The sequence below is a fragment of the Rhodococcus sp. MPR-R1B genome (genome assembly GCF_058793255.1).
The window spans coordinates 1-19,277 of sequence record NZ_JBXAFO010000025.1 but is presented as its reverse complement, the minus strand read 5'-3'; the positions used below and the strand labels follow the sequence as shown (position 1 = coordinate 19,277).

Below are 19,277 nucleotides of genomic sequence, written 5' to 3'. Positions count from 1 at the left end.
TCTTTCGGCCGTTTCAAATAGTGGAATAGTCCGCCATTCCGGTGTGATCGGCCTCACAGTAGGCTTCTTCAGGTATGTCCAAACATACTGTTCGGACTCGATTCAGATGGAGAAAGTGCGTCGTCGGTTTCCCTACGCCGCGTTAACTCTGGCTACTATCAGTCACCATTCACCCAAAAGCGGGTCATCTTCCGCTCATCACATGCTGGTTGCCGCTCGTCGCAGCAGGCGAACCACCAACCGCAGAAGGTAATGGAAAATGGAAACATCGAAGAGCGCACAAGTGCGTCCGTCGGTCGGCGTCCCTCGAGAATCGAGTGATGGTGAGCGTCGGGTCGCATTGGTGCCGAAAATTGTGTCCGCTTTGATCGGCAAGGGTGTCGACGTGGTCGTCGAGTCCGGGGCCGGTCTCGGGGCGTTGATTCCCGACGAGTTGTACACCGCTGCCGGCGCGAAAATCGGCGATCCGTGGACTGCTGACGTGGTGGTCAAGGTTGCGCCTCCGTCGACAGAAGAGATCGCCCGGATCAGTACCGGCGCGAAGCTCATCGGTTTCCTGAATCCGCGTAATGCGGACAACCGCATCGCCGAGTTGAAGGCTGCCGGCATCGAGGGATACGCCGTGGAGGCGATTCCTCGTATCTCTCGCGCGCAGGTGATGGACGCGTTGTCCTCGCAGGCGAACGTGTCCGGGTACAAGGCTGTTCTGTTGGCAGCATCGGAGTCGACGCGGTTCTTCCCGATGCTCACCACCGCTGCGGGCACGGTGAAGCCTGCGACGGTTCTGGTGCTCGGAGTGGGTGTGGCAGGTCTGCAGGCGCTGGCGACAGCCAAGCGTCTCGGTGGCCGCGCTACCGGGTACGACGTGCGTCCTGAGGTCGCCGACCAGGTGCGTTCGGTGGGTGCACAGTGGCTCGACCTGGGAATCGATGCGGCGGGCGAGGGTGGATACGCCCGCGAGTTGACCGACGACGAGCGAGCGAAGCAGCAGCAGGCACTCGAAGATGCGATCAAGGGCTTCGACGTTGTGATCACCACAGCTCTGGTTCCGGGTCGTCCCGCGCCGCGCCTGGTGACCGCTGCCGCGGTCGAAGGCATGAAGCCGGGCAGTGTCGTGGTCGACCTCGCGGGTGAAACCGGTGGTAACTGCGAGCTGACCGAGCCGGGTCAAACCGTCGTCAAGCACGGCGTGACCATCTGCTCGCCGTTGAATTTGCCGGCGTCCATGCCGGAGCATGCGTCCGAGTTGTACTCGAAGAACATTTCCGCGCTGATCGAACTCATGTTGGTGGAAGGCGCCTTGGCGCCTGATTTCTCCGACGAGGTTCTGGCCGGTGCGTGCGTCACCCGTGAAGAGAAGGGCGCCTGATGTACACATCACTGCTGGCGAACATCGCGATCCTGGTGTTGTCCGGGTTCGTCGGCTTCGCTGTGATCTCCAAAGTTCCGAACACCCTGCACACCCCGTTGATGTCCGGTACGAACGCCATCCACGGCATCGTCGTCCTGGGTGCGTTGGTTGTCCTTGGCAAGGTGCACGATCCCTCGATCGGGTTGCAGATCATCTTGTTCGTAGCGCTCGTCTTCGGAACCGTGAACGTTGTCGGTGGTTTTGTGGTCACGGACCGCATGTTGGCGATGTTCAAGGCCAAGCCGGCCGCCAAGTCTGTGTCGAAGGATGGTGACCAGTAATGGAATACCTGGTCAATGCGCTCTACATTGTCGCGTTCTCGATGTTCATCTACGGCCTCATGGGTCTTACCGGCCCGAAGACCGCAGTCCGCGGCAACCAGATCGCCGCGGTCGGCATGCTCATCGCCGTCGTTGCAACTCTGATCTCCATTCGTGATGCGGAGATGGGGAACTGGATCCTCATCGCTGCCGGCCTTGTCATCGGTGTCGTGCTCGGCGTTCCGCCGGCGCTCCGGACGAAGATGACGGCCATGCCGCAGTTGGTGGCACTGTTCAACGGTGTCGGCGGCGGCACGGTCGCGTTGATCGCGTACGCGGAGTTCCTGGACTCGGACGGTTTCACCGCATTCCAGCACGGCGAGTCGCCGACGGTACACATCGTCATCGCTTCGCTCTTTGCCGCGGTGATCGGATCGATCTCCTTCTGGGGCAGCGTGATCGCGTTCCTGAAGCTGCAGGAAACTCTGCCTGGTCGTCCGATCGGAATCGGCAAGCTCCAGCAGCCGCTCAATGCTCTGCTGCTCATTGCCGCCGTCGCGTTCTCGGTGATCATCGGTATCAAGGCGATCTCACCGGAAGGCCCGACCAGCTCACTGTGGATCGTCGGCGTGCTCGTGCTCTCGGGCATCCTCGGACTGATGGTCGTGCTGCCCATCGGCGGCGCGGACATGCCCGTCGTCATCTCGCTGCTCAACGCTCTGACCGGTTTGTCAGCTGCTGCTGCAGGTTTGGCGCTCAACAACCAGGCGATGATCGTCGCCGGCATGATCGTGGGTGCTTCGGGCACCATCTTGACCAACCTCATGGCCAAGGCCATGAACCGGTCCATCCCGGCCATCGTTGCCGGCGGCTTCGGTGGTGGTGGCGGTGAAGCCGCATCCTCCGACGGTGTCGTGCGCACGGCAAAGGCGACCTCGGCCGCCGACGCGGCCATCCAGATGGCCTACGCCAACCAGGTCATCGTCGTACCCGGATACGGACTTGCGGTCGCGCAGGCTCAGCATGCCGTCAAGGACATGGCGAAACTGCTCGAGTCGAAGGGCGTCGAGGTCAAGTACGCCATTCACCCGGTCGCCGGCCGTATGCCCGGTCACATGAACGTTCTTCTCGCAGAGGCGGATGTCTCGTACGACGCGATGAAGGAAATGGACGACATCAACGACGAGTTCTCTCGTACCGATGTCACCTTGGTGATCGGCGCGAACGACGTCACCAACCCGGCGGCGCGCAACGATCCGAGCTCACCGATTCACGGAATGCCGATCCTCAACGTCGACCAGTCGAAGTCCGTCATCGTGCTCAAGCGCTCGATGAACTCCGGTTTCGCCGGTATCGAGAACCCGCTCTTCTTCGCCGAGGGCACCTCGATGCTCTTCGGTGACGCCAAGAAGTCGGTCTCCGAAGTAACCGAGGAACTCAAGGCGCTCTAGCGCTGGTACTCGGAAGGGGCGTCCACTCGCAGCTGCGAGTGGACGCCTTTTTTCGTGGCCGTGTGTTGCAAAGATGTCGTGTGTTGCAACGACTTCTTGTGCTGAAACGACAAAGGCGCCTGGTCCGAGACGAAACTCGGAACAGGCGCCTCTGGCGACGTTTTACGGAACCTCGGGGGTTTCGGGGTCGGAAGAGAAGCCGGAAAGTAGTTCGATCAACTTCTGGATCAGTTCGAGCGGGTTCAGATCTTCGAGGCTCACGGTAAAGACTCCTTCGCTGTGGAACTACTTGATTCGGACATTTCAGAACATACGTCATGTCCAACCGTGGCGGGAGAGCTATCGGCGAAAATCTCTGAATCCCAAAGATTTAGGACTAAAGTCGGATGCTCCGGTGCTTGGAGAACGCGATGGCTGCCGTATCTGGGCGCAGCTCTTCACGTTTCGCGGCGATGGGCGATCGTGCCATCAAAATGGCTGCGGCACAGGCCCATACCAGGGTGATCAGAATGCCAGCTATCACTCCGAAAAGGCCGCTCAGCTCGGCGGCGAGCGCGCTGGCACCGATCGCAGCAACTCCGACGAATCCGAGCCCGGCGACCACCGGACGCCACTGCGGGGCGGAGATCAAGATCGCCGAGCAGTACAGCGCGGTCGCCGCTGCGACGTGACCGCTGGGCAATAGGTCCTGGGGAACATCGGGGAGCCAGGAACCGAATGCCGCGTTGGTGAGATTGGCGCCCATTCCGAGGAGCAGGATCGCGCCGATGCCGTATGGCAGTCCGCGGACCATCGAGACGACGGCCAGAGCGGTAGTGGCTGCGAGTACAGCGGTGACGTCGAATCGGCCTACCGTCCACTCGGCAAGTGCGCGCACCTGTTCCGGGACGCTCAAACCGGGCGAGGTGGGTCGCACGAAATACAAGACGCCCAGCGCTACGACGGCGATCGCGGCAAGGACGAGGAAGCGAGTGGTTGTGGAGGGAGCGGGGTGCTGGGTGGAGGTCGAGACGGTCACGAGTACCAGCATCCCTGTTGAGTCTGTGCCGATCGTGAGGATCAGCTGTGAGGTCTGTAGGCGGTCGGAGAATCGCGCCGAACGACACCCGCACAACCCGCTGCGACCAGGACGCATGCAAACGGGATCAACATTGCTGTGGTGAGAGGCACAAGCTTGGTGACCCAGCCGATGGTTGCCGGACCGGCGAGGAATCCGATGTATCCCATGCCGACGACGCGAGACATGTTGGTGCCGGCCGAACCTGAGCCCAGATTTCCGGCCGTGGTGAAGATCTGCGGAATGCATCCCGACAGGCCGGCGCCGAACAGGGCCCAACCGAGCAACGTCAGTGGTAGCCAGCCGGATACCACGACGGTCAGCATGCCGACGGACGACAGCAACGCGCCGTAGCGAACCACGGCCACCGGGCCTACCGCCGCGCTGATCCGATCCGCGGTGAACCGGCCGACGGTCATCATGGCGGAGAATGCGCCGAACGACAGTGCGGCAACGGCATTCGAAACACCGAGATCTTCCTTGACCTGCAGCGCGCTCCAGTCGTTTGCCACTCCCTCGGCCAGCATCAGAACAAAGGCGAGGGTTCCGAGGGCAAGTACGCGAGCCGAGAATCTGCCGTGTGTCTTTCCGGTAGTCGACGCGGTTTCGGCATGCACGTCGACGTGAGGGAGAAGGGGTCGCGAGCACAACCAGACTGCCAGCAAGCCGATTGCCGACGCGATGCTGAGCGTGACATACGGCGGAAGATCCAGTGCGAGAGTGCCGAATCCGATGACAGAGCCCAATACGCCACCGACCGAGAACATGCCGTGAAAGGCCGCCATGATCGGGCGCCGGTACAACTGTTCGGCCTCGACGGCCTGCGAGTTCATCGACACGTCCAACGCGCCGTTCGCAAAGCCGAACACGACAAGTGCAGCGCCCAGTTGCCAGGTGTTCGTGGCAAACCCCGGGCCGAGAGTGGCGAATGCCAGCCCGCTACCCGCCAGGACGACCATGCGTCTGCTGCCGTATCGATCTGCGAGCGGGCCGCTCAACTGCATGCCGGCAATGGCTCCGACTGCAAGAAGGAGAAGAAGTGAGCCGAGCGTCGAGTGACTGATCCCCACTCGGTGTTCGATGGACGGGATGTGGACGACCCACATCGCGAGGAGAAATCCGTTGATGCCGAAAATGCCGAAGATGCCGGCGCGGGCGCGCACCAGGGCGGAGGTGGGGACTGCGCGGTCGGTGGGGTTGACGCTCACTCGTTCCTTTCTACAGGTGAGTCAGCAACAGGTCCGGGTTCGCGAGCATCTCTGCGACAAATGAGAGGAATCTCGCGGCCTGCTCACCGGTCAGCACGCGGTGGTCGAACGTCAACGTCAGTGTCACGACGCTCCGCACTTCGATCTTGCGCTCGATCACCCACGGACGCTCGCTCACCGAGCCCAGGCAGAGGATGACGGCTTCTCCTGGATTGAGAAGCGGAATGCCGCCGTCGACGCCGAAGACTCCGACATTGGTGATCGTGACGGTGCCACCGGTCAGGTGATGGACGTCCGTCTTTCCCTCACGGGCAGCGACGGTCAGTTCGGTCACCGCGCGTGCGAGCTGGACCAGGCTCAGGGTCTGGGCGCTCTTGATGTTGGGCACGGACAGTCCACGTTCGGAGGCGACGGCGATGCCGAGATTCACGTGATCGTCGATGACGGCGTCGCCGCGGGCCTCGTCCCAATGCGCGTTCACCATCGGGTGCGAGGCGATGGCGGCCACCATTGCCTTGGCAGCGAGAGTCAGCGGAGTGAGGGACAGTCCGGTGAACGCCTCCGAGGAACGGAGCCTGCCGAGCAGTTCCATCGAAGGCGTGACATCAGCGGTGAGGAAGACGCTGGCCTGCGGAGCGCGGGTGCTGGCAACCATCGCCGACGCCATCTGTTTTCGTATGCCGGACGGGGCCAGGCGTGTCGCGTTATCCGAAGGCGCCTGCACGGTAAGCGCGTCTGCGACGTCAGCCGCGGTGACGGCACCGTCGAATCCGCTGCCGGTGATTTCGCTCAGATCGATGCCGGCTTCGCGGGCCGCGCGCCGCGCCGCGGGGGTTGCGGGCCGTCGCTCGGTACTCGCCGCGGATTGCGAGTCCGGCGTGATCCTGCTCCGTCGTCGGCTCGGTCTCTCGGCCGCGGGTCCGTACCCGACCAGCACACTCGGAGACTGCGAATCACTTGGAGACGGTGAATCTGAAGACTCCTCGATACGGATGATCGGAGTACCCACCGGAACGGTAGTGCCAGGTTCGACGAGGAGTTCTCTGACAACGCCGACGTAGGGCGACGGCAGTTCGACAAGAGCTTTGGCTGTCTCTACCTGGGCGAGAACTTGATTGAGTTCCACCGTGTCACCGACGCCGACCGTCCACTCGACCAGATCGGCGGACGTCAGGCCCTCGCCGAGATCCGGTAACCGGAATTCGTGCGCCGTGCTCATGCTGCCAGCGTTCGATCGAGCGCCGCGAGGATCCGGTCGGCGTCCGGAAGGTGAAATCGCTCGAGCTTGGCGGGCGGGTAGGGGATGTCGAATCCGGTGACCCGCAGGATCGGTGACTCCAGCTGATAGAAGCAGTGTTCCGCGACGTGTGCTGCGATTTCGGCGCCGACGCCGAGAAACTTCTGCGCCTCATGGACGACGACAAGCCGGCCTGTCTTGTTCACCGAAGCCTCGATCGTGTCGAAGTCGATGGGGGAGAGTGAACGCAGATCCACGACCTCCAGATCGTGACCTTCTTCTTCGGCAATCCGCGCGGCGTCGAGCGCGGTGGCGACCATGGATCCGTACGCAACCACTGTCGCGTCGTTCCCCGAGCGGGCGACGCGGGCACGGTGGAGCGGAAGCTCGGGCGCGGCATCGGTATTCACGTCGGCGGTATCCCAGTAGCGCCGTTTGGGTTCGAGGAATATCACCGGGTCGTCGGCCGCAATGGATTGGCGGATCATGTGAAAACCGTCGATCGGATTGCTCGGGTACACCACCCGCAGTCCCGCGGTGTGAGCGAAGTACGCTTCGGGCGACTCCGAATGATGTTCCACCGCACCGATTCCGCCGCCACTGGGAATCCGAATCGTCAGTGGCGCAGAGGCAGCGCCTCGGGTGCGGTACTGGATCTTGGCCACCTGCGAGACGATCTGATCGAAAGCCGGGTAGACAAACCCGTCGAATTGAATTTCGCAGACAGGCCGATACCCGCGCAAGGCAAGCCCGAAAGCTGTTCCCACGATCCCTGATTCGGCGAGGGGCATGTCGATCACCCGAGTGTCGCCGAAGTCCTTCTGCAGGGCGTCGGTAACCCGGAATACGCCGCCGAGACGGCCGACGTCCTCGCCCATGATGACAACGCGACGATCGTCTTCGAGTGCGCGTCGAAGGCCGGTGTTGAGCGCGGTCACCAGATTCATGACGGTCATGACGAAGCCCCTTCCAGGCTACGGAGATACGCGCGATGCTCTTCGCGTTCAGCGTCGATCAGTGGGTGTGCCTCGGCGTAGACGTGATCGAAGAGCGCTGACGGGGGCGGATCGGCGAGCGCGATGGTTGCGCGTCGCAGTCCAGCGGCGACGTCGTCGGCGGCTGCCGCGATGGTGCTGAGTTCGTTTTCTCCGAGAAGATCGCGACGGCCGAGGAGCAGACGCATTCGCTCGAGCGGATCGCGGCTTCTCCACTCCGACATATCCGTATCGGTGCGGTACCTGCTCGGATCGTCGGAGGTCGTGTGCGGGCCCATTCTGCAGGTGATCGCCTCGATGAACGTCGGGCCGCTGCCTTCGCGTGCGCGATTGAGCGCCGAGCGCGTCACGGCGAGCACGGCAAGGACGTCGTTACCGTCGACGCGGATCGCGGGGATGCCGTAACCGATTGCCCGATGTGAGATGGGCGTGCGTGACTGGAGGGATACCGGTTCACTGATTGCCCACTGGTTGTTCTGGCAGAAGAAGACAACGCCGACACGGAAACTGGCGGCAAATCCCATCGCCTCGGCGATGTCGCCCTGACTTGTGGCGCCGTCGCCGAAGTACGCGATCGTTGCGATCTCGGCGCCGTCCAGGTGTGCGCCGAGTGCGTATCCGGTGGCGTGCAGCCCTTGGGAGCCGACGACGATCGCCGGATTGGTGACGTTGAATTGTTCTGGATCCCAACCGGAATGGGAGATTCCTCGCCACATGGTGGTCAGCAATTCGGGGGGAACACCCCGGCAGTACGCGACGGCATGTTCGCGGTAGCTGGTGAACGCGAAGTCGTCTGGGGCGAGCGCTCTCGCGGAACCGACCTGGGCGGCTTCTTGGCCTAGCATCGGAGCCCACAAACCGATTTCGCCTTGACGCTGCAGGGCAACAGCTTCGGTGTCGATTCGGCGACTCACGACGAGATCGCGATACAACGACAGCAGTTCGTCAGGCCCGATGTCTGTTATCAGGCGGTCGAATTCGGGACGGCACACTCGTGCGCCGTTCGGTTGGATGAGTTGGACCGGATAATCGAGGTTGTCGATCATCTTCGCTCACCTCGGTTTCTGCTCATGCCCGGCGCGCCTCGTGAGTACGCCGCACAATCCCGATGTGTTGTATGCAGTTGTCGCTCTACCATCAGGATCCCCCTGATTGGGAAATCCGCAAGTATTTTCACTGCCGTATCAAGACCTGAACTGCGAACTGGCGAGTAACAAACGTGTCGGTACGGCCAACCGATCGGACTTCAACCGCTAGCATCGGTGCGGTGACTGCAGTCGGTTTGAACGAAGAAGCTGTTTCCGCGTGGATCGCCGAACTGGGGGTCGGCGCCACGACACCACTGACTTTCGAGAGGATCGGTAACGGGCAATCGAACCTGACCTACTCCGTGACGGATGCGGGCGGAGGACGGTGGGTACTGCGCAGACCTCCACTCGGCACGTTGTTGGCTTCCGCGCACGACGTCGTTCGCGAGCACCGCATCCTGTCCTCGCTCCAGGGAACCAAAGTGCCGGTTCCGAAGATCCTCGGCATCACGGAAGATACGGAGATCACGGACGCTCCGCTGGTCCTCATGAGCTACATCGACGGCGTTGTGATCGACGGCGTTCCGGTGGCTCAGAAGTTGACCGAGGACGAGCGTCGCGCGGTCGGCTTGGCGATGCCCAAAACCCTCGCCAGCATCCACGGAGTTGACCTGGAAGAGACCGGGCTGGACGACCTGGCCAGCCGCAAGCCCTTTGCCGAGCGTCAGCTCAAGCGGTGGTCGGCGCAGTGGGAGAAGTCGAAGACCCGCGATGTTCCGGATGTCGACCGATTGGCCGAGATTCTGCACCGAAACATTCCGGAACAGAACGAAGTGACGTTGGTTCACGGCGACTTCCACCTCAACAACGTCATCACCGATCCGGCCGAGGGGCGCATCGTTGCCGTCGTCGACTGGGAGCTGTGCACGTTGGGGGAGCCGCTCGCGGACCTCGGTGCGCTACTCGCGTACTGGCCGGAAGCCGGTGACAAGGTTGCCGGTCCGTTCATGGCGTCCACGCTGGAAGGCTTCCCGAACCGTGACGAGCTGGTCGCTGCCTACGTCGAGGCGACTGGCCGCGACGTGTCAGCGGTCGGATACTGGCACGTACTCGCTCTGTGGAAGCTCTCGATCATCGCGGAGGGCGTGCTGCGACGCATCCTCGACGATCCGCGCAACAAGGCCGAGCACGGCGGCCCGACCGTCGCGCTGATCGACGGAATCGTTGCACGCGCCGTCTTGACGGCAGATCAGCTCGGCCTGAGCTAGTTTTCGGTCAAGGTCCCGGCTGCCGATCTGATGGCCGCCGGGATCTCCACCGGCTTACGGGTGTCGGCGTCGACGTAGACGTGCACGAAGCGCCCGGTCGCGGCAGGTTCCCAATGGCCGCTTTCGACCTCGTGGAATATCGCCAGCGCGTAGACGATGCTCTTGGTGCCGAGCTTCTCGACGGAGATACCCACCTGCAACTGCTCGGGGAACGACAGCTCGCTCAGGTACCGGCACGACGTCTCGGCGACGACGCCGATGGCAGGCAGGGTGCGGATGTCGGTTCCAGTGGAAGACATCAGCCAGGCGTTGACCGCGGTGTCGAAGTACGAGTAGTAGGTCACGTTGTTGACGTGGCCGTAGTGATCGTTGTCGTCCCACCGCGTCGGGACGGGCCAGAGAACGGGAAACTCGCTGATCGACGGGGGCGTCTGCGCTGTGCTCACGGCTTCGACTGTAGTGAGGACTTTCGCGAGAGTGAGGGCAGGGTGGTGCCCTGTAGGACTGCACGCACGATCAGCCCCACCAACAGTGCCCAGAATGCCGAACCGATTCCCAGGATACTGACCCCGGATGCGGCGATCAGAAACGTGACCACGGCGCCTTCACGTTCACTCGCCTCGCTCAGCGCCGACGTGAGGGCGCCGGCAAGCGTTGCCAGGAGCGCCAGTCCGGCAACAGTTTCCACGACTCCGGCCGGTGCGGCGGCTACCAGAGCGGCCACCGCGGCCGCGCCGGCAGCGAGAACGAGATACGCCCAGCCTGCGGTGAAGGCAGCGATCCATCGACGTTTGGGATCCGGATGTGCGGTGGGGGCGGCGGCCAGGGCTGCGCTGATCGCCGCGAGGTTGATCGCATGGCCACCGGCCGGTGCGCCGACGATGGTGCCGATACCCGTCACGATCATCGACGGTCGCCAGGGAACGGTGTATCCGAACGAATTCATCACGGCCACACCGGGAATGTTCTGCGAAGCCATCGTGACGATGTAGAGGGGAATCGCAATGCCGATCATTGCCTGCCAGGTCCACGACGGCGCGGTGAGATCGATGCGGGGAATCATGGCGCCGGCGTCGAGCACTCGATCCGACGTGACGAGGCTGATCCCGATCACGACCGCTGCTGTGAGAAACGCGAGCGGAACCGCCCATCGCTTGGAGAAGCGCTGCGCGGCAAGCCAAACCAGGATGACGGGCGCGACCGCTGCCGGTGCGTCCCGGACGGCGATGATCGGCGCCAGGCACAACGGCATCAGAACCCCGGCGAGCATCGCTTGCGCGAGGGGCGTCGGGATTGCCGAGATGATCCTTCCGAGCGTCGGCCACAGTCCGGTCAGCACGATCGCGATTCCGACGACGATGAATGCTCCGACCGCGGCCGGCCACCCACCCTCGACCGCTCCGGCGCCGGCGAGCAGAGCGGCACCGGGCGTCGACCAGGCCAGGGTGATCGGCATCCGATACCGGCGTGAGAGCCAGAGCATTCCCAACGCTTGGGTCACACACAGAACCAGCAGTCCGGACGCCGCCTCGGTCGCATCCGCACCGACAGCGGCGAGGCCGGTGAGCACCACCGCGAACGAACTGGTGAAGCCGACGAGGGCCGTGACGATGCCTGCGCTCATCGGTTGCGAGTTGCTGCGAACGGCTTCCGGTTCGGTGGTATCTGTGGAGTCCGACATGGTCAGTGATTCTGCCCGACCCGCCCCAGACCCGATTTACCTGTCCGGTCGGATGGGTGAGGTGACCGCTTTGCCGTAGATGAGGTGCGTTTGGGCGTGCCAGACCTCGGGATGTGCGGCGAGGTGGTCGATCAATACCCGTTGTAGATGAGCGCTGTCACGGACCGCGACGTGGAGGAAGAAGTCCTCGGGCCCCGAGACGTTGAAGAGCGCAAGCGTTTCCGGCAGCGCTAGCGCGTCGGCGGTGAACCGGTCGACGAGGTCGCGGCGGTGTGGTCGCAATTGAACGGCGATGATCGCCTGCATCGACCGGCCAACGGCTGCCGGATCGACAACCGCATGGATGCCGCTGATCGTGCCGTTGGCGCGTAGGCGTCGTACGCGCTCGTGGCACGAGGACGTCGCCAAACCGACTCGATCGGCCAACACCTTGTTGGTGATCGACGCGTCGTTCTGCAATTCGGCCAAAATCTTCCAGTCCACCGGATCCAGAGGCTCATTCTTCGTCATCTGCCGAACTATATCCGGAGTCGTTTTGAACTTCCCGGATCCAGTTGCACACTCCTGGCATGAACATGTGTCTCGAATCAGCTCGGGTGTGAGGTATTTCGGATGAGTGTCGGTCAATGGCTCGCTTTCGGCTCCCTGCTATCCATCGTCCTGTTCACGCCGGGACCGGATTTTGTCCTGATCCTGCGTCATTCTCTAGCAGATCGTCGGACCGGCGCGGTGGTGGCCGCCGGTGTGATTTCCGGGCTCTTCGTTCACACCGCTGCCGCGTCACTGGGTCTCTCCGCACTTGTGGCGACACGGCCACAGTTGCTCTCCGCGCTCACCTACGCCGGGGCGGCATATCTGACCTGGCTCGGCATCTCCGCGATTCGAAGTGCTTTCAAAGCCCGCGCCTCGGACGAGGGAATTCCGGCAGCGAAAGAACCGATCGCGGTCACCACGGCATTTCGCTACGGCTTCCTCTCGAACCTGCTGAACCCGAAGGCGTTGTTGTTCTTTCTCGGGCTACTCCCGCAATTCATCGAGCCGGGTGAAGGCGCAGGGCTGCGGACGTTGATGTTGGCGGGCGCGACGGTGGTCGCCGCGGCACTGTGGTGGGCGATCGTGGTGGTGTTGGCGGCCGGAGCCGGCAAGAAGCTGCGTCGCCCTGGCGTCGGGAAGCGAATCGACGTGGTGACGGGAGTGTTGTTGGTGGGCCTCGGTGCCTTCTTCGGGGTTGCATGAGTGGTCGTGTCAGGATGGGCTCATGACACTTCCCGTGCTGATCGACGTCGAAGAACTGTCCGCTCTCATCGAGGCCGGCGCTGCGCCGCGATTGCTCGATGTCCGATGGGCGCTGGGTGATTCGAACGGCGAGCAGCATTTTCGCGACGGCCATATTCCCGGTGCGGTATTCGTGAACCTCGACGAGGAACTTGCCTCGCCGCCGTCGCCGGGCAAGGGAAGGCATCCGCTGCCGAGTCTCGAAGACCTGCAGGCCGCGGCGCGTCGTTGGGGAATCGACGACGGTGATTCGGTGGTGCTTTACGACGCCACCGGCAACACGGCCTCTGCTCGTGGTTGGTGGCTGCTGCGGTGGGCCGGACTCTCGGATGTCCGACTGCTCGACGGCGGGCTGCAGGCCTGGGAGTCCGCAGGACTGCCGTTGGCGGCCGGTATCGGCGAGTCCGTCAGCCCGGGCGACGTGACTTTCACCGGCGGCAACATGCCGACTGTCGACATCGACGGTGTCGGCAACTGGACGAGCGAGGGCGGTGTCCTTCTCGACGCCCGAGCCGGGGAGCGGTACCGCGGCGAGGTCGAGCCGATGGATCCCGTCGCAGGGCACATCCCCGGTGCGGTGAACGCGCCGACCGCCGAGAACATCACCGGCGACGGGCGATTCCTGGATACGACCCACCTGCGTGAGCGATTCGCCGGACTGGGCGTCGGAGACAAGGTGGCGGTGTACTGCGGATCCGGAGTGACTGCAGCGCACGAGATCGCGGCGCTCGCGATCGCTGGTTACGACGCGACGCTGTTCCCGGGCTCGTGGTCACAGTGGTCCAACGACAGCACTCGCGCCGTCGACACCGGAGCCTGAGTCAGCTCTTGGTGCGATCGATGAATGACGGCACGAGAAACCACAGCGCCGTGAACATGATCGCGGCGCACGCTGCCAAAACCTTTGCGGCAACTCCGCCGACGGCGACCTCGGCGATCAACAGGACCGTGCCGGTCATGGAGGCGGCCAGAAAGGCTATGCCGCACAGGGTGAATCGGTTGGCCACGGGCAATATGTTCTCGCGGTGCCCACGGCGGAAAAGCATGCGATGCCAGACCGCGGGTGCCATCAGGAACCCGAACGAGATGGCAACAAGGATCACCGTCACCAAGTGGATGCCGCGGATGTACGCCGACGCTTCCTCGTAGCGTTCGGTGAATGCCACGGCCAGCAGGAAGGCAAACAGGATCTGCACACCAGAGAGCGCGACGCGCAGTTCTTGCAACAACTCGTTGAAGTTCCGCGCGAGTTGTTGAGGTGGAGTCTCCCCGGTCTCGTTCACGGCGACGTGGTTCCTACGCCCGTGAGTATTCCGACGCTCGCTGGATCTGCTCCGCGCTCGGGCGCACACCGGTGTAGAGAACGAACTGCTCGGCGGCCTGAAGGGCAATGACCGACGCTCCTGTGATCGCCGTTTTGCCGAGTTCGGTCGCCAACGCGATCAGTGGCGTCTTCGAAGGCATCGCGACGACGTCGAAGACGACATCGGCTGCGCGCACTGCGTGCTCGGGGAACGACAGTGCATCTGCTTCTGCGCCGCCGGACATACCGATCGGGGTGGCGTTGATCAGCACACCGGGACGAAGCTCACCGAGTTCGGCCTGCCAGTCGAAGCCGTACTGCTTCGCAAGCGATGACCCCACTTGCTGGTTGCGGGCGATCACGGTGACGTCGGTGAATCCGGCGTCGCGCACCGCGGCGACGACTGCTTTTGCCATGCCACCGCTGCCGGCGACAGCGACGGACAGGCTCGTGTCGACGTTGTTGTCACGCAGTAGATCGGCCACCGCCTGATAGTCGGTGTTGTAGGCGTGCAGCACTCCGGACTCGTTGACGATCGTGTTGACGGAGTCGATGGCGCTGGCCGAATCATGCATGACGTCGATGTGCTCGATGACCTGTTCCTTGAACGGCATCGACACCCCGCAGCCTCGAATCCCGAGTGCTCGGATGCCGCCGATCGCGGCTGGCACGTCTTCGGTGGTGAAGGCTTTGTAGACGAAGTTCAGGCCCAATTCCGCGTAGAGGTAATTGTGAAATCTGGTGCCGATGTTGCTCGGTCGCCCGGAGAGCGACATGCACAGGAGCGTGTCCTTGTTGAGGTCGACGGTCATCGTTCCCACTCTAATCGCGAGTTCGGAGTAGTTCTTGATGGAGGAGTGCACCCATCCGGATGGCCCGCAGCGCCGAATGTCGGGTATCCGATCGAAGCACCACTCGCACCGACAGAGCCGAGACGACATGGTCACACAGAACATCGACGAGCACCCGAGCACCGAATCTCGTCCACCGCGTCGTAGATGGGCTGCTCACGCGATCTCCGGGGTCTTGGCCGCGGCTGTCGTCCTGGGCGTCGGTGAACTGGTTGCGTTGCCGATCAACCCGGACGCGTCGCCCTTCTACGCGGTAGGTGCGACTACCGTCGACCGAACGCCGGCGTGGGCTCGCGAGTTCGCGATCGACACTTTCGGTACCAATGACAAGCCGGCGCTGTTCATCGGAATGTCGATCTTGATCGTTCTGCTCGGTGCGGTGGCCGGGCTCCTGGAACGGCGACGCCGCCCGATCGGCAGCGTCATTCTCGTTCTTCTGGGCGCGGTTGGTGTGTATGCGGCGATGCAGCGCCCGACTGCCGATGCGATGTACGTGTTCCCGACGCTGGTCGGTGTGGTGGCGGGCGTCGCAACCTTGCGGTTGCTGATCACACAACTCGAAGTGCCGCTCTCGCCGGGCGTCGCCGACTCGTGGTTGCCTCGTCGTCAGTTCCTCCTGCTTGCGGGTGCGGCGTTGGCAGTGGCTGCGGCAGCGGGTGCGGCCGGGAAGTTCGTGGGGCAGAGAATCGCCGGAGCAGTAGCGAATCGTGAAGATTTTGTCGTGCCCACCGCCGCTGACCCGGCGCCGCCGATTCCGGCGGGTGCGGACATCGCGATTGCGGGTGCGTCGACGTACATCACGCCCAACGACGACTTCTACCGAATCGACACTGCACTCCTCGTTCCGCAATTGACGACGGATTCGTGGGAACTGCGGATTCACGGAATGGTGGACCGCGAGATGACGTTGTCGTTCGACGATCTGGTGGCGCGAACGCCCATCGAGCGAGTCATCACGCTGACGTGTGTCTCGAACGAGGTGGGCGGCGTTCTGGCCGGGAACGCGAAGTGGATCGGTTATCCCATGAAGGACCTGCTCGACGAAGTCGGTGTCCATCCCGACGCCGACATGCTCCTCTCGACCAGCGTCGACGGCTTCACAGTCGGCACCCCGGTCGAGATAGTCACCGACGGCCGTGACGCGATTCTCGCTGTGGCGATGAACGGTGAGCCGTTGCCGTTCGAGCACGGCTATCCCGTTCGGCAGGTCGTTCCCGGTCTGTACGGTTTCGTCTCCGCCACCAAGTGGGTGACGGAGTGGGAACTCACGCGTTTCGACAAGGTCGAGGCCTATTGGACCCAGCGCGGTTGGGGTGCGCAGGCACCGATCAAGACGTCCTCGCGTATCGAGGTGCCGGCAGCTCTGGCTCCCATCGAGCCGGGCCAGGTGCTGGTGGCGGGAACGGCCTGGGCGCAGCATCGCGGGATCGAGAAGGTCGAGGTTCGCGTCGACAACGGTGAATGGCAACCGGCGACACTGGCGCAGGAGTACTCGATCGACACCTGGCGTCAATGGTCGTGGATGTGGGATGCAGGCTCGGGTTTGCACACGGTGCAGGTCAGAGCGACGGATCTGGACGGGAACGTTCAGGTGGAAGAGCGCACTCCGCCGATTCCCGGTGGCGCCACGGGATGGCACACCAGGTCGTTCACCGTGAAGTGACGTCGGAATCCGAATGAGGTTCGGTATACAGACGAACAACGCGCTGAGCCATCCATCCGGCGATCAGGGTTCGCAGGCCGAAGTCGAACGTGTCGTCGGTTCGCAGTGGGGTCGTAGCCTCGCGCGTGATCTCGCTCGGGTTGGAGGATTGGGTCCATGCGACATCCGGCGTCGAGAGTTTCACGACTGATCCGAGAACCAGACTGTCCAGCGTGGAGATTGCGTGACGAGTGTCGGCCGAATCGAAACCCCCGTCCGAAAATGCCTGAACCAGTGCAGTATCGATATCAAAAGTTACCTCGGTGCGGACGCTGCGGGTCATGAGTAGCGGGATGAGGCGCCAGTGCTCGACCGCAGCTCGGCGATAGGCCCACCCCCACGCGCTGATCCGTTCGCTCCACCCTGCCGGTGGGTGGGGGACAGAGATCGACGACATCACGCGGATGCGCATGAGTTCGACGATCTCGGATCGACCCGAAATATGTGTGTAGAGCGAAGACGGAGTCACGTTCAATTGCTTGGCGATCCCGGGCATGGTGAAGTCGCCGGTCGCGTCGACAGCATCCAGAGCCGCGTCGGTGATGTTTCGCGTGGACAGTATCGGCTGGGTGGGACGCGGCATCGATTCTCCTGGTGAGGGATTCGTCAGCAATCTCGGACTTCATCGAGTGATGACAACTCCTTGATTTCGGGAGCCGATATGCATCATACTAACCGAACCCTATTCGGTATGTCGGCGGAATCTTCCGGCGATCGGTACACGTCGGAGGAACATTCAATATGTCTGTCGTATGGCTGACCGGTGCAACGATCATCGACGGGACGGGCGCCGACCCGATCGAGAACTGCGCTGTTGCTGTGGAAAACGGGCGCATCAGTGCACTCGGTGGCACGCCACCCACGGGGGCGGAGGTGCTGGACTGCACCGGGCTGACAATCACGCCCGGCCTCATCGACGCACACGTTCATCTCGGTGGATCGAGCGATCTCGCACCGAGCCTGCGGCGTCAGATCTCGGTAGCCGAGCTCGCTGCAGACATGTTCGCGACCTGCGCATCGACCCTCGACGGGGGATTCACCACTGTTCGTGACTGCGGCGGAATCGACGGTGGACTCGCCGGAGTTGTCGCCTCGGGCAAGATTCCGGGTCCGCGGATCATTCAGTGCGGCCCGATCCAGTGCCAGACCGGTGGACACGGGCACCTGGCGGCCGAATGGGAGCCGACTTCGGACTGGTCCGATCATGACATCCCCGGATTACGTTGTATGTCTCTGCTTTCCGACGGTCCGCACGAAATGCGAAAGAACGTTCGCGAGACGTTCCGCAGGGGTGCGGACTTCCTCAAACTGTGTGTTACCGGGGGAGTGGTATCCACTCATGACAAGCTCACCGATACCCAGTTCACGGTCGACGAGATCGAAGTTGCCGTCGAGGAAGCCAATGCGCGCGGTACCTATGTCACGGTGCATGCTCACAACAACGAGGGAATCCGTAACGCTGTCACTGCCGGGGCAAAATGCGTCGAGCACGGCTCCGATATCGACGACGAGACCGCCAAGTTGATGGCCGAGCACGACGTCGCGTTGGTGCCGACGTTGGCTGTGGTGCAGGCGCTCTCGGACAGCGCGGCGTCAGCAGGTCTACCCGAATCGATTTCGGCTCGGATCGGCCAGATGATGCAGGGTCAGATCGACGGGCTTCTTGCTGCTCGAAATGCCGGCGTCAGAGTGGGATTGGGATCGGACCTCATCGGTACCGATCAAACGGGCCGGGGAATGGAGCTGGTCCTGCGCGCCAAGGTCGAAACCCCGATGGACGCATTGGTTTCCGCTACCCGGATCAACGCCGACATTCTCGGTATCGCCGACGAGGTCGGCACCATCGAAGTCGGCAAGTTCGCCGACCTCGTTGCATTCCGCGGCAATCCGTTGACGGATCCGTCCATCTTCGCCGATCGTGAGCGCATCGCACTCGTCATTCAGAGCGGTCGAGTGGTGAAGGACGGCCGGTAGCTCAACAGCGAGTGGCGAGTTCTGTCAACGCCGAGTGATCCGCCCGGCTGACCGGTAAGCCGTAGGAAATCGCGACGGTCAAGTACTTGCCGGCGTAAAAGCATCGGTACGCAGGATCGGGCGGCAACCACTCACTGGGCGTGCTGTCGCCTTTCGACTGGTTGTCGGGGCCGTTGACGGCCAACAGGTTCAGAGACATGTCGTTCGCGAACCTCATCCGCAACGCAGGAGTCCAGGAGTTCGCGCCGAAGTCCCAGGCCGCGGCGAGCGGGAAGACGTGGTCGATCTGGACGGACTTGGCCTGGCTGCGTTCGAATTCGATGCGATCTCCGGAGTACGGGTCGGTCATCGCGCCCGACAGTACGACGCAGTCACGTGTTCCCGGTTTGAACACCACGTCCGAGAGATCTTGGGCCAGAACGTTGTTGCGGGTATCGCACCCGTCGTGGCCACCAGGTGCGTCCTGGTCGTCGGACCACGCGGGGCCGAAGACGCAGGCTTCTCTGAACAAGAATTCTAGCTTGGCAATCATGTGGAAGTCCTTCCGGAGATCGATCCGAATCCAGGCATTCCGAG

The 19,277-nt window shown here is 62.9% G+C and carries 20 protein-coding genes; 8 read left to right on the top strand and 12 right to left on the bottom strand.

Going from position 1 to position 19,277, the window contains the following annotated elements:
* The first annotated feature begins 259 nt into the window (after window positions 1-259).
* The 3 genes from AC1Q61_RS26175 to AC1Q61_RS26165 are packed head-to-tail and all read left to right on the top strand — an operon-like array spanning window position 260 to window position 3,122.
* Complete coding sequence (locus tag AC1Q61_RS26175; RefSeq protein ID WP_003941381.1) at window positions 260-1,369, top strand: Re/Si-specific NAD(P)(+) transhydrogenase subunit alpha; 1,110 nt, start codon at window positions 260-262, stop codon at window positions 1,367-1,369.
* Window positions 1,369-1,692 carry an NAD(P) transhydrogenase subunit alpha part 2 gene (locus tag AC1Q61_RS26170; RefSeq protein WP_003941319.1) on the top strand — a complete coding sequence of 108 codons (324 nt, stop codon included), beginning with the start codon at window positions 1,369-1,371 and terminating at the stop codon, window positions 1,690-1,692. The genes AC1Q61_RS26175 and AC1Q61_RS26170 overlap by 1 nt, the downstream gene beginning before the upstream one ends.
* Complete coding sequence (locus tag AC1Q61_RS26165; protein ID WP_003941368.1) at window positions 1,692-3,122, top strand: NAD(P)(+) transhydrogenase (Re/Si-specific) subunit beta; 1,431 nt, start codon at window positions 1,692-1,694, stop codon at window positions 3,120-3,122. The genes AC1Q61_RS26170 and AC1Q61_RS26165 overlap by 1 nt, the downstream gene beginning before the upstream one ends.
* 376 nt (window positions 3,123-3,498) lie before the next feature.
* On the opposite strand, the gene AC1Q61_RS26160 is transcribed toward AC1Q61_RS26165, so the two are convergent.
* The 5 genes from AC1Q61_RS26160 to pdhA are packed head-to-tail and all read right to left on the bottom strand — an operon-like array spanning window position 3,499 to window position 8,665.
* Entirely contained in the window at window positions 3,499-4,152 is a 654-nt protein-coding gene (locus AC1Q61_RS26160; RefSeq protein ID WP_118603781.1) for a hypothetical protein, read from the bottom strand.
* Window positions 4,153-4,181: 29 nt separating this feature from the next.
* Window positions 4,182-5,387, bottom strand: coding sequence for an MFS transporter (locus AC1Q61_RS26155; protein ID WP_064074723.1), 1,206 nt, complete (start codon window positions 5,385-5,387; stop codon window positions 4,182-4,184).
* Window positions 5,388-5,397: 10 nt separating this feature from the next.
* Window positions 5,398-6,606 (bottom strand): dihydrolipoamide acetyltransferase family protein, encoded by a 1,209-nt coding sequence (locus AC1Q61_RS26150; RefSeq protein ID WP_118603784.1) that lies wholly within the window; start codon window positions 6,604-6,606, stop codon window positions 5,398-5,400.
* Complete coding sequence (locus AC1Q61_RS26145; protein ID WP_007726108.1) at window positions 6,603-7,580, bottom strand: alpha-ketoacid dehydrogenase subunit beta; 978 nt, start codon at window positions 7,578-7,580, stop codon at window positions 6,603-6,605. The genes AC1Q61_RS26150 and AC1Q61_RS26145 overlap by 4 nt, the downstream gene beginning before the upstream one ends.
* Window positions 7,577-8,665: a pyruvate dehydrogenase (acetyl-transferring) E1 component subunit alpha gene (pdhA, locus tag AC1Q61_RS26140; protein WP_007726109.1), complete on the bottom strand. Its 1,089-nt coding sequence runs from the start codon at window positions 8,663-8,665 to the stop codon at window positions 7,577-7,579. The genes AC1Q61_RS26145 and pdhA overlap by 4 nt, the downstream gene beginning before the upstream one ends.
* A 221-nt stretch (window positions 8,666-8,886) precedes the next feature.
* Between pdhA and AC1Q61_RS26135 the strand changes: the two genes are divergently transcribed.
* Window positions 8,887-9,915 carry a phosphotransferase family protein gene (locus AC1Q61_RS26135; protein WP_039972642.1) on the top strand — a complete coding sequence of 343 codons (1,029 nt, stop codon included), beginning with the start codon at window positions 8,887-8,889 and terminating at the stop codon, window positions 9,913-9,915.
* On the opposite strand, the gene AC1Q61_RS26130 is transcribed toward AC1Q61_RS26135, so the two are convergent.
* Genes AC1Q61_RS26130 through AC1Q61_RS26120 form a run of 3 tightly spaced genes read right to left on the bottom strand, consistent with a single transcriptional unit; the run spans window position 9,912 to window position 12,106 of the window.
* On the bottom strand, window positions 9,912-10,361 hold the full coding sequence (locus AC1Q61_RS26130; RefSeq protein WP_007726113.1) for an acyl-CoA thioesterase: 450 nt from the start codon (window positions 10,359-10,361) through the stop codon (window positions 9,912-9,914). The two genes, AC1Q61_RS26135 and AC1Q61_RS26130, sit on opposite strands and share 4 nt — an antisense overlap.
* Window positions 10,358-11,596 (bottom strand): benzoate/H(+) symporter BenE family transporter, encoded by a 1,239-nt coding sequence (locus tag AC1Q61_RS26125; protein WP_003941402.1) that lies wholly within the window; start codon window positions 11,594-11,596, stop codon window positions 10,358-10,360. The genes AC1Q61_RS26130 and AC1Q61_RS26125 overlap by 4 nt, the downstream gene beginning before the upstream one ends.
* 36 nt (window positions 11,597-11,632) lie before the next feature.
* Window positions 11,633-12,106, bottom strand: a complete 474-nt coding sequence (locus tag AC1Q61_RS26120) for an Lrp/AsnC family transcriptional regulator (RefSeq protein ID WP_003941284.1) — start codon at window positions 12,104-12,106, stop codon at window positions 11,633-11,635.
* 102 nt (window positions 12,107-12,208) lie between these two features.
* Here AC1Q61_RS26120 and AC1Q61_RS26115 point away from each other — a divergent pair, with 102 nt between their 5' ends.
* The gene (locus AC1Q61_RS26115; RefSeq protein WP_003941342.1) at window positions 12,209-12,832 is read left to right on the top strand and encodes a LysE family translocator; all 624 of its coding nucleotides are present in this window, start codon (window positions 12,209-12,211) and stop codon (window positions 12,830-12,832) included.
* A 22-nt stretch (window positions 12,833-12,854) separates the two neighbouring features.
* Entirely contained in the window at window positions 12,855-13,691 is an 837-nt protein-coding gene (locus tag AC1Q61_RS26110; RefSeq protein ID WP_003941325.1) for a sulfurtransferase, read from the top strand.
* Window position 13,692: 1 nt separating this feature from the next.
* On the opposite strand, the gene AC1Q61_RS26105 is transcribed toward AC1Q61_RS26110, so the two are convergent.
* Together AC1Q61_RS26105 and AC1Q61_RS26100 are read right to left on the bottom strand one after the other, a co-directional pair.
* The gene (locus tag AC1Q61_RS26105; protein WP_118603790.1) at window positions 13,693-14,154 is read right to left on the bottom strand and encodes a DUF6328 family protein; all 462 of its coding nucleotides are present in this window, start codon (window positions 14,152-14,154) and stop codon (window positions 13,693-13,695) included.
* Between the two features lie 13 nt (window positions 14,155-14,167).
* Entirely contained in the window at window positions 14,168-14,986 is an 819-nt protein-coding gene (locus tag AC1Q61_RS26100) for a shikimate 5-dehydrogenase (RefSeq protein WP_118603808.1), read from the bottom strand.
* Between the two features lie 127 nt (window positions 14,987-15,113).
* Between AC1Q61_RS26100 and AC1Q61_RS26095 the strand changes: the two genes are divergently transcribed.
* Window positions 15,114-16,688 carry a molybdopterin-dependent oxidoreductase gene (locus tag AC1Q61_RS26095; RefSeq protein WP_020908339.1) on the top strand — a complete coding sequence of 525 codons (1,575 nt, stop codon included), beginning with the start codon at window positions 15,114-15,116 and terminating at the stop codon, window positions 16,686-16,688.
* Here AC1Q61_RS26095 and AC1Q61_RS26090 read toward each other — a convergent pair.
* A complete protein-coding gene (locus AC1Q61_RS26090; RefSeq protein WP_007726121.1) occupies window positions 16,675-17,310 on the bottom strand; it encodes a TetR/AcrR family transcriptional regulator C-terminal domain-containing protein in 636 nt (211 codons plus the stop codon). The two genes, AC1Q61_RS26095 and AC1Q61_RS26090, sit on opposite strands and share 14 nt — an antisense overlap.
* Window positions 17,311-17,468: 158 nt before the next feature.
* Between AC1Q61_RS26090 and AC1Q61_RS26085 the strand changes: the two genes are divergently transcribed.
* A complete protein-coding gene (locus AC1Q61_RS26085) occupies window positions 17,469-18,701 on the top strand; it encodes a metal-dependent hydrolase family protein (RefSeq protein ID WP_058227692.1) in 1,233 nt (410 codons plus the stop codon).
* Between the two features lies 1 nt (window position 18,702).
* On the opposite strand, the gene AC1Q61_RS26080 is transcribed toward AC1Q61_RS26085, so the two are convergent.
* Window positions 18,703-19,233, bottom strand: a complete 531-nt coding sequence (locus AC1Q61_RS26080) for an HNH endonuclease family protein (protein WP_492651388.1) — start codon at window positions 19,231-19,233, stop codon at window positions 18,703-18,705.
* Window positions 19,234-19,277: the final 44 nt, after the last annotated feature.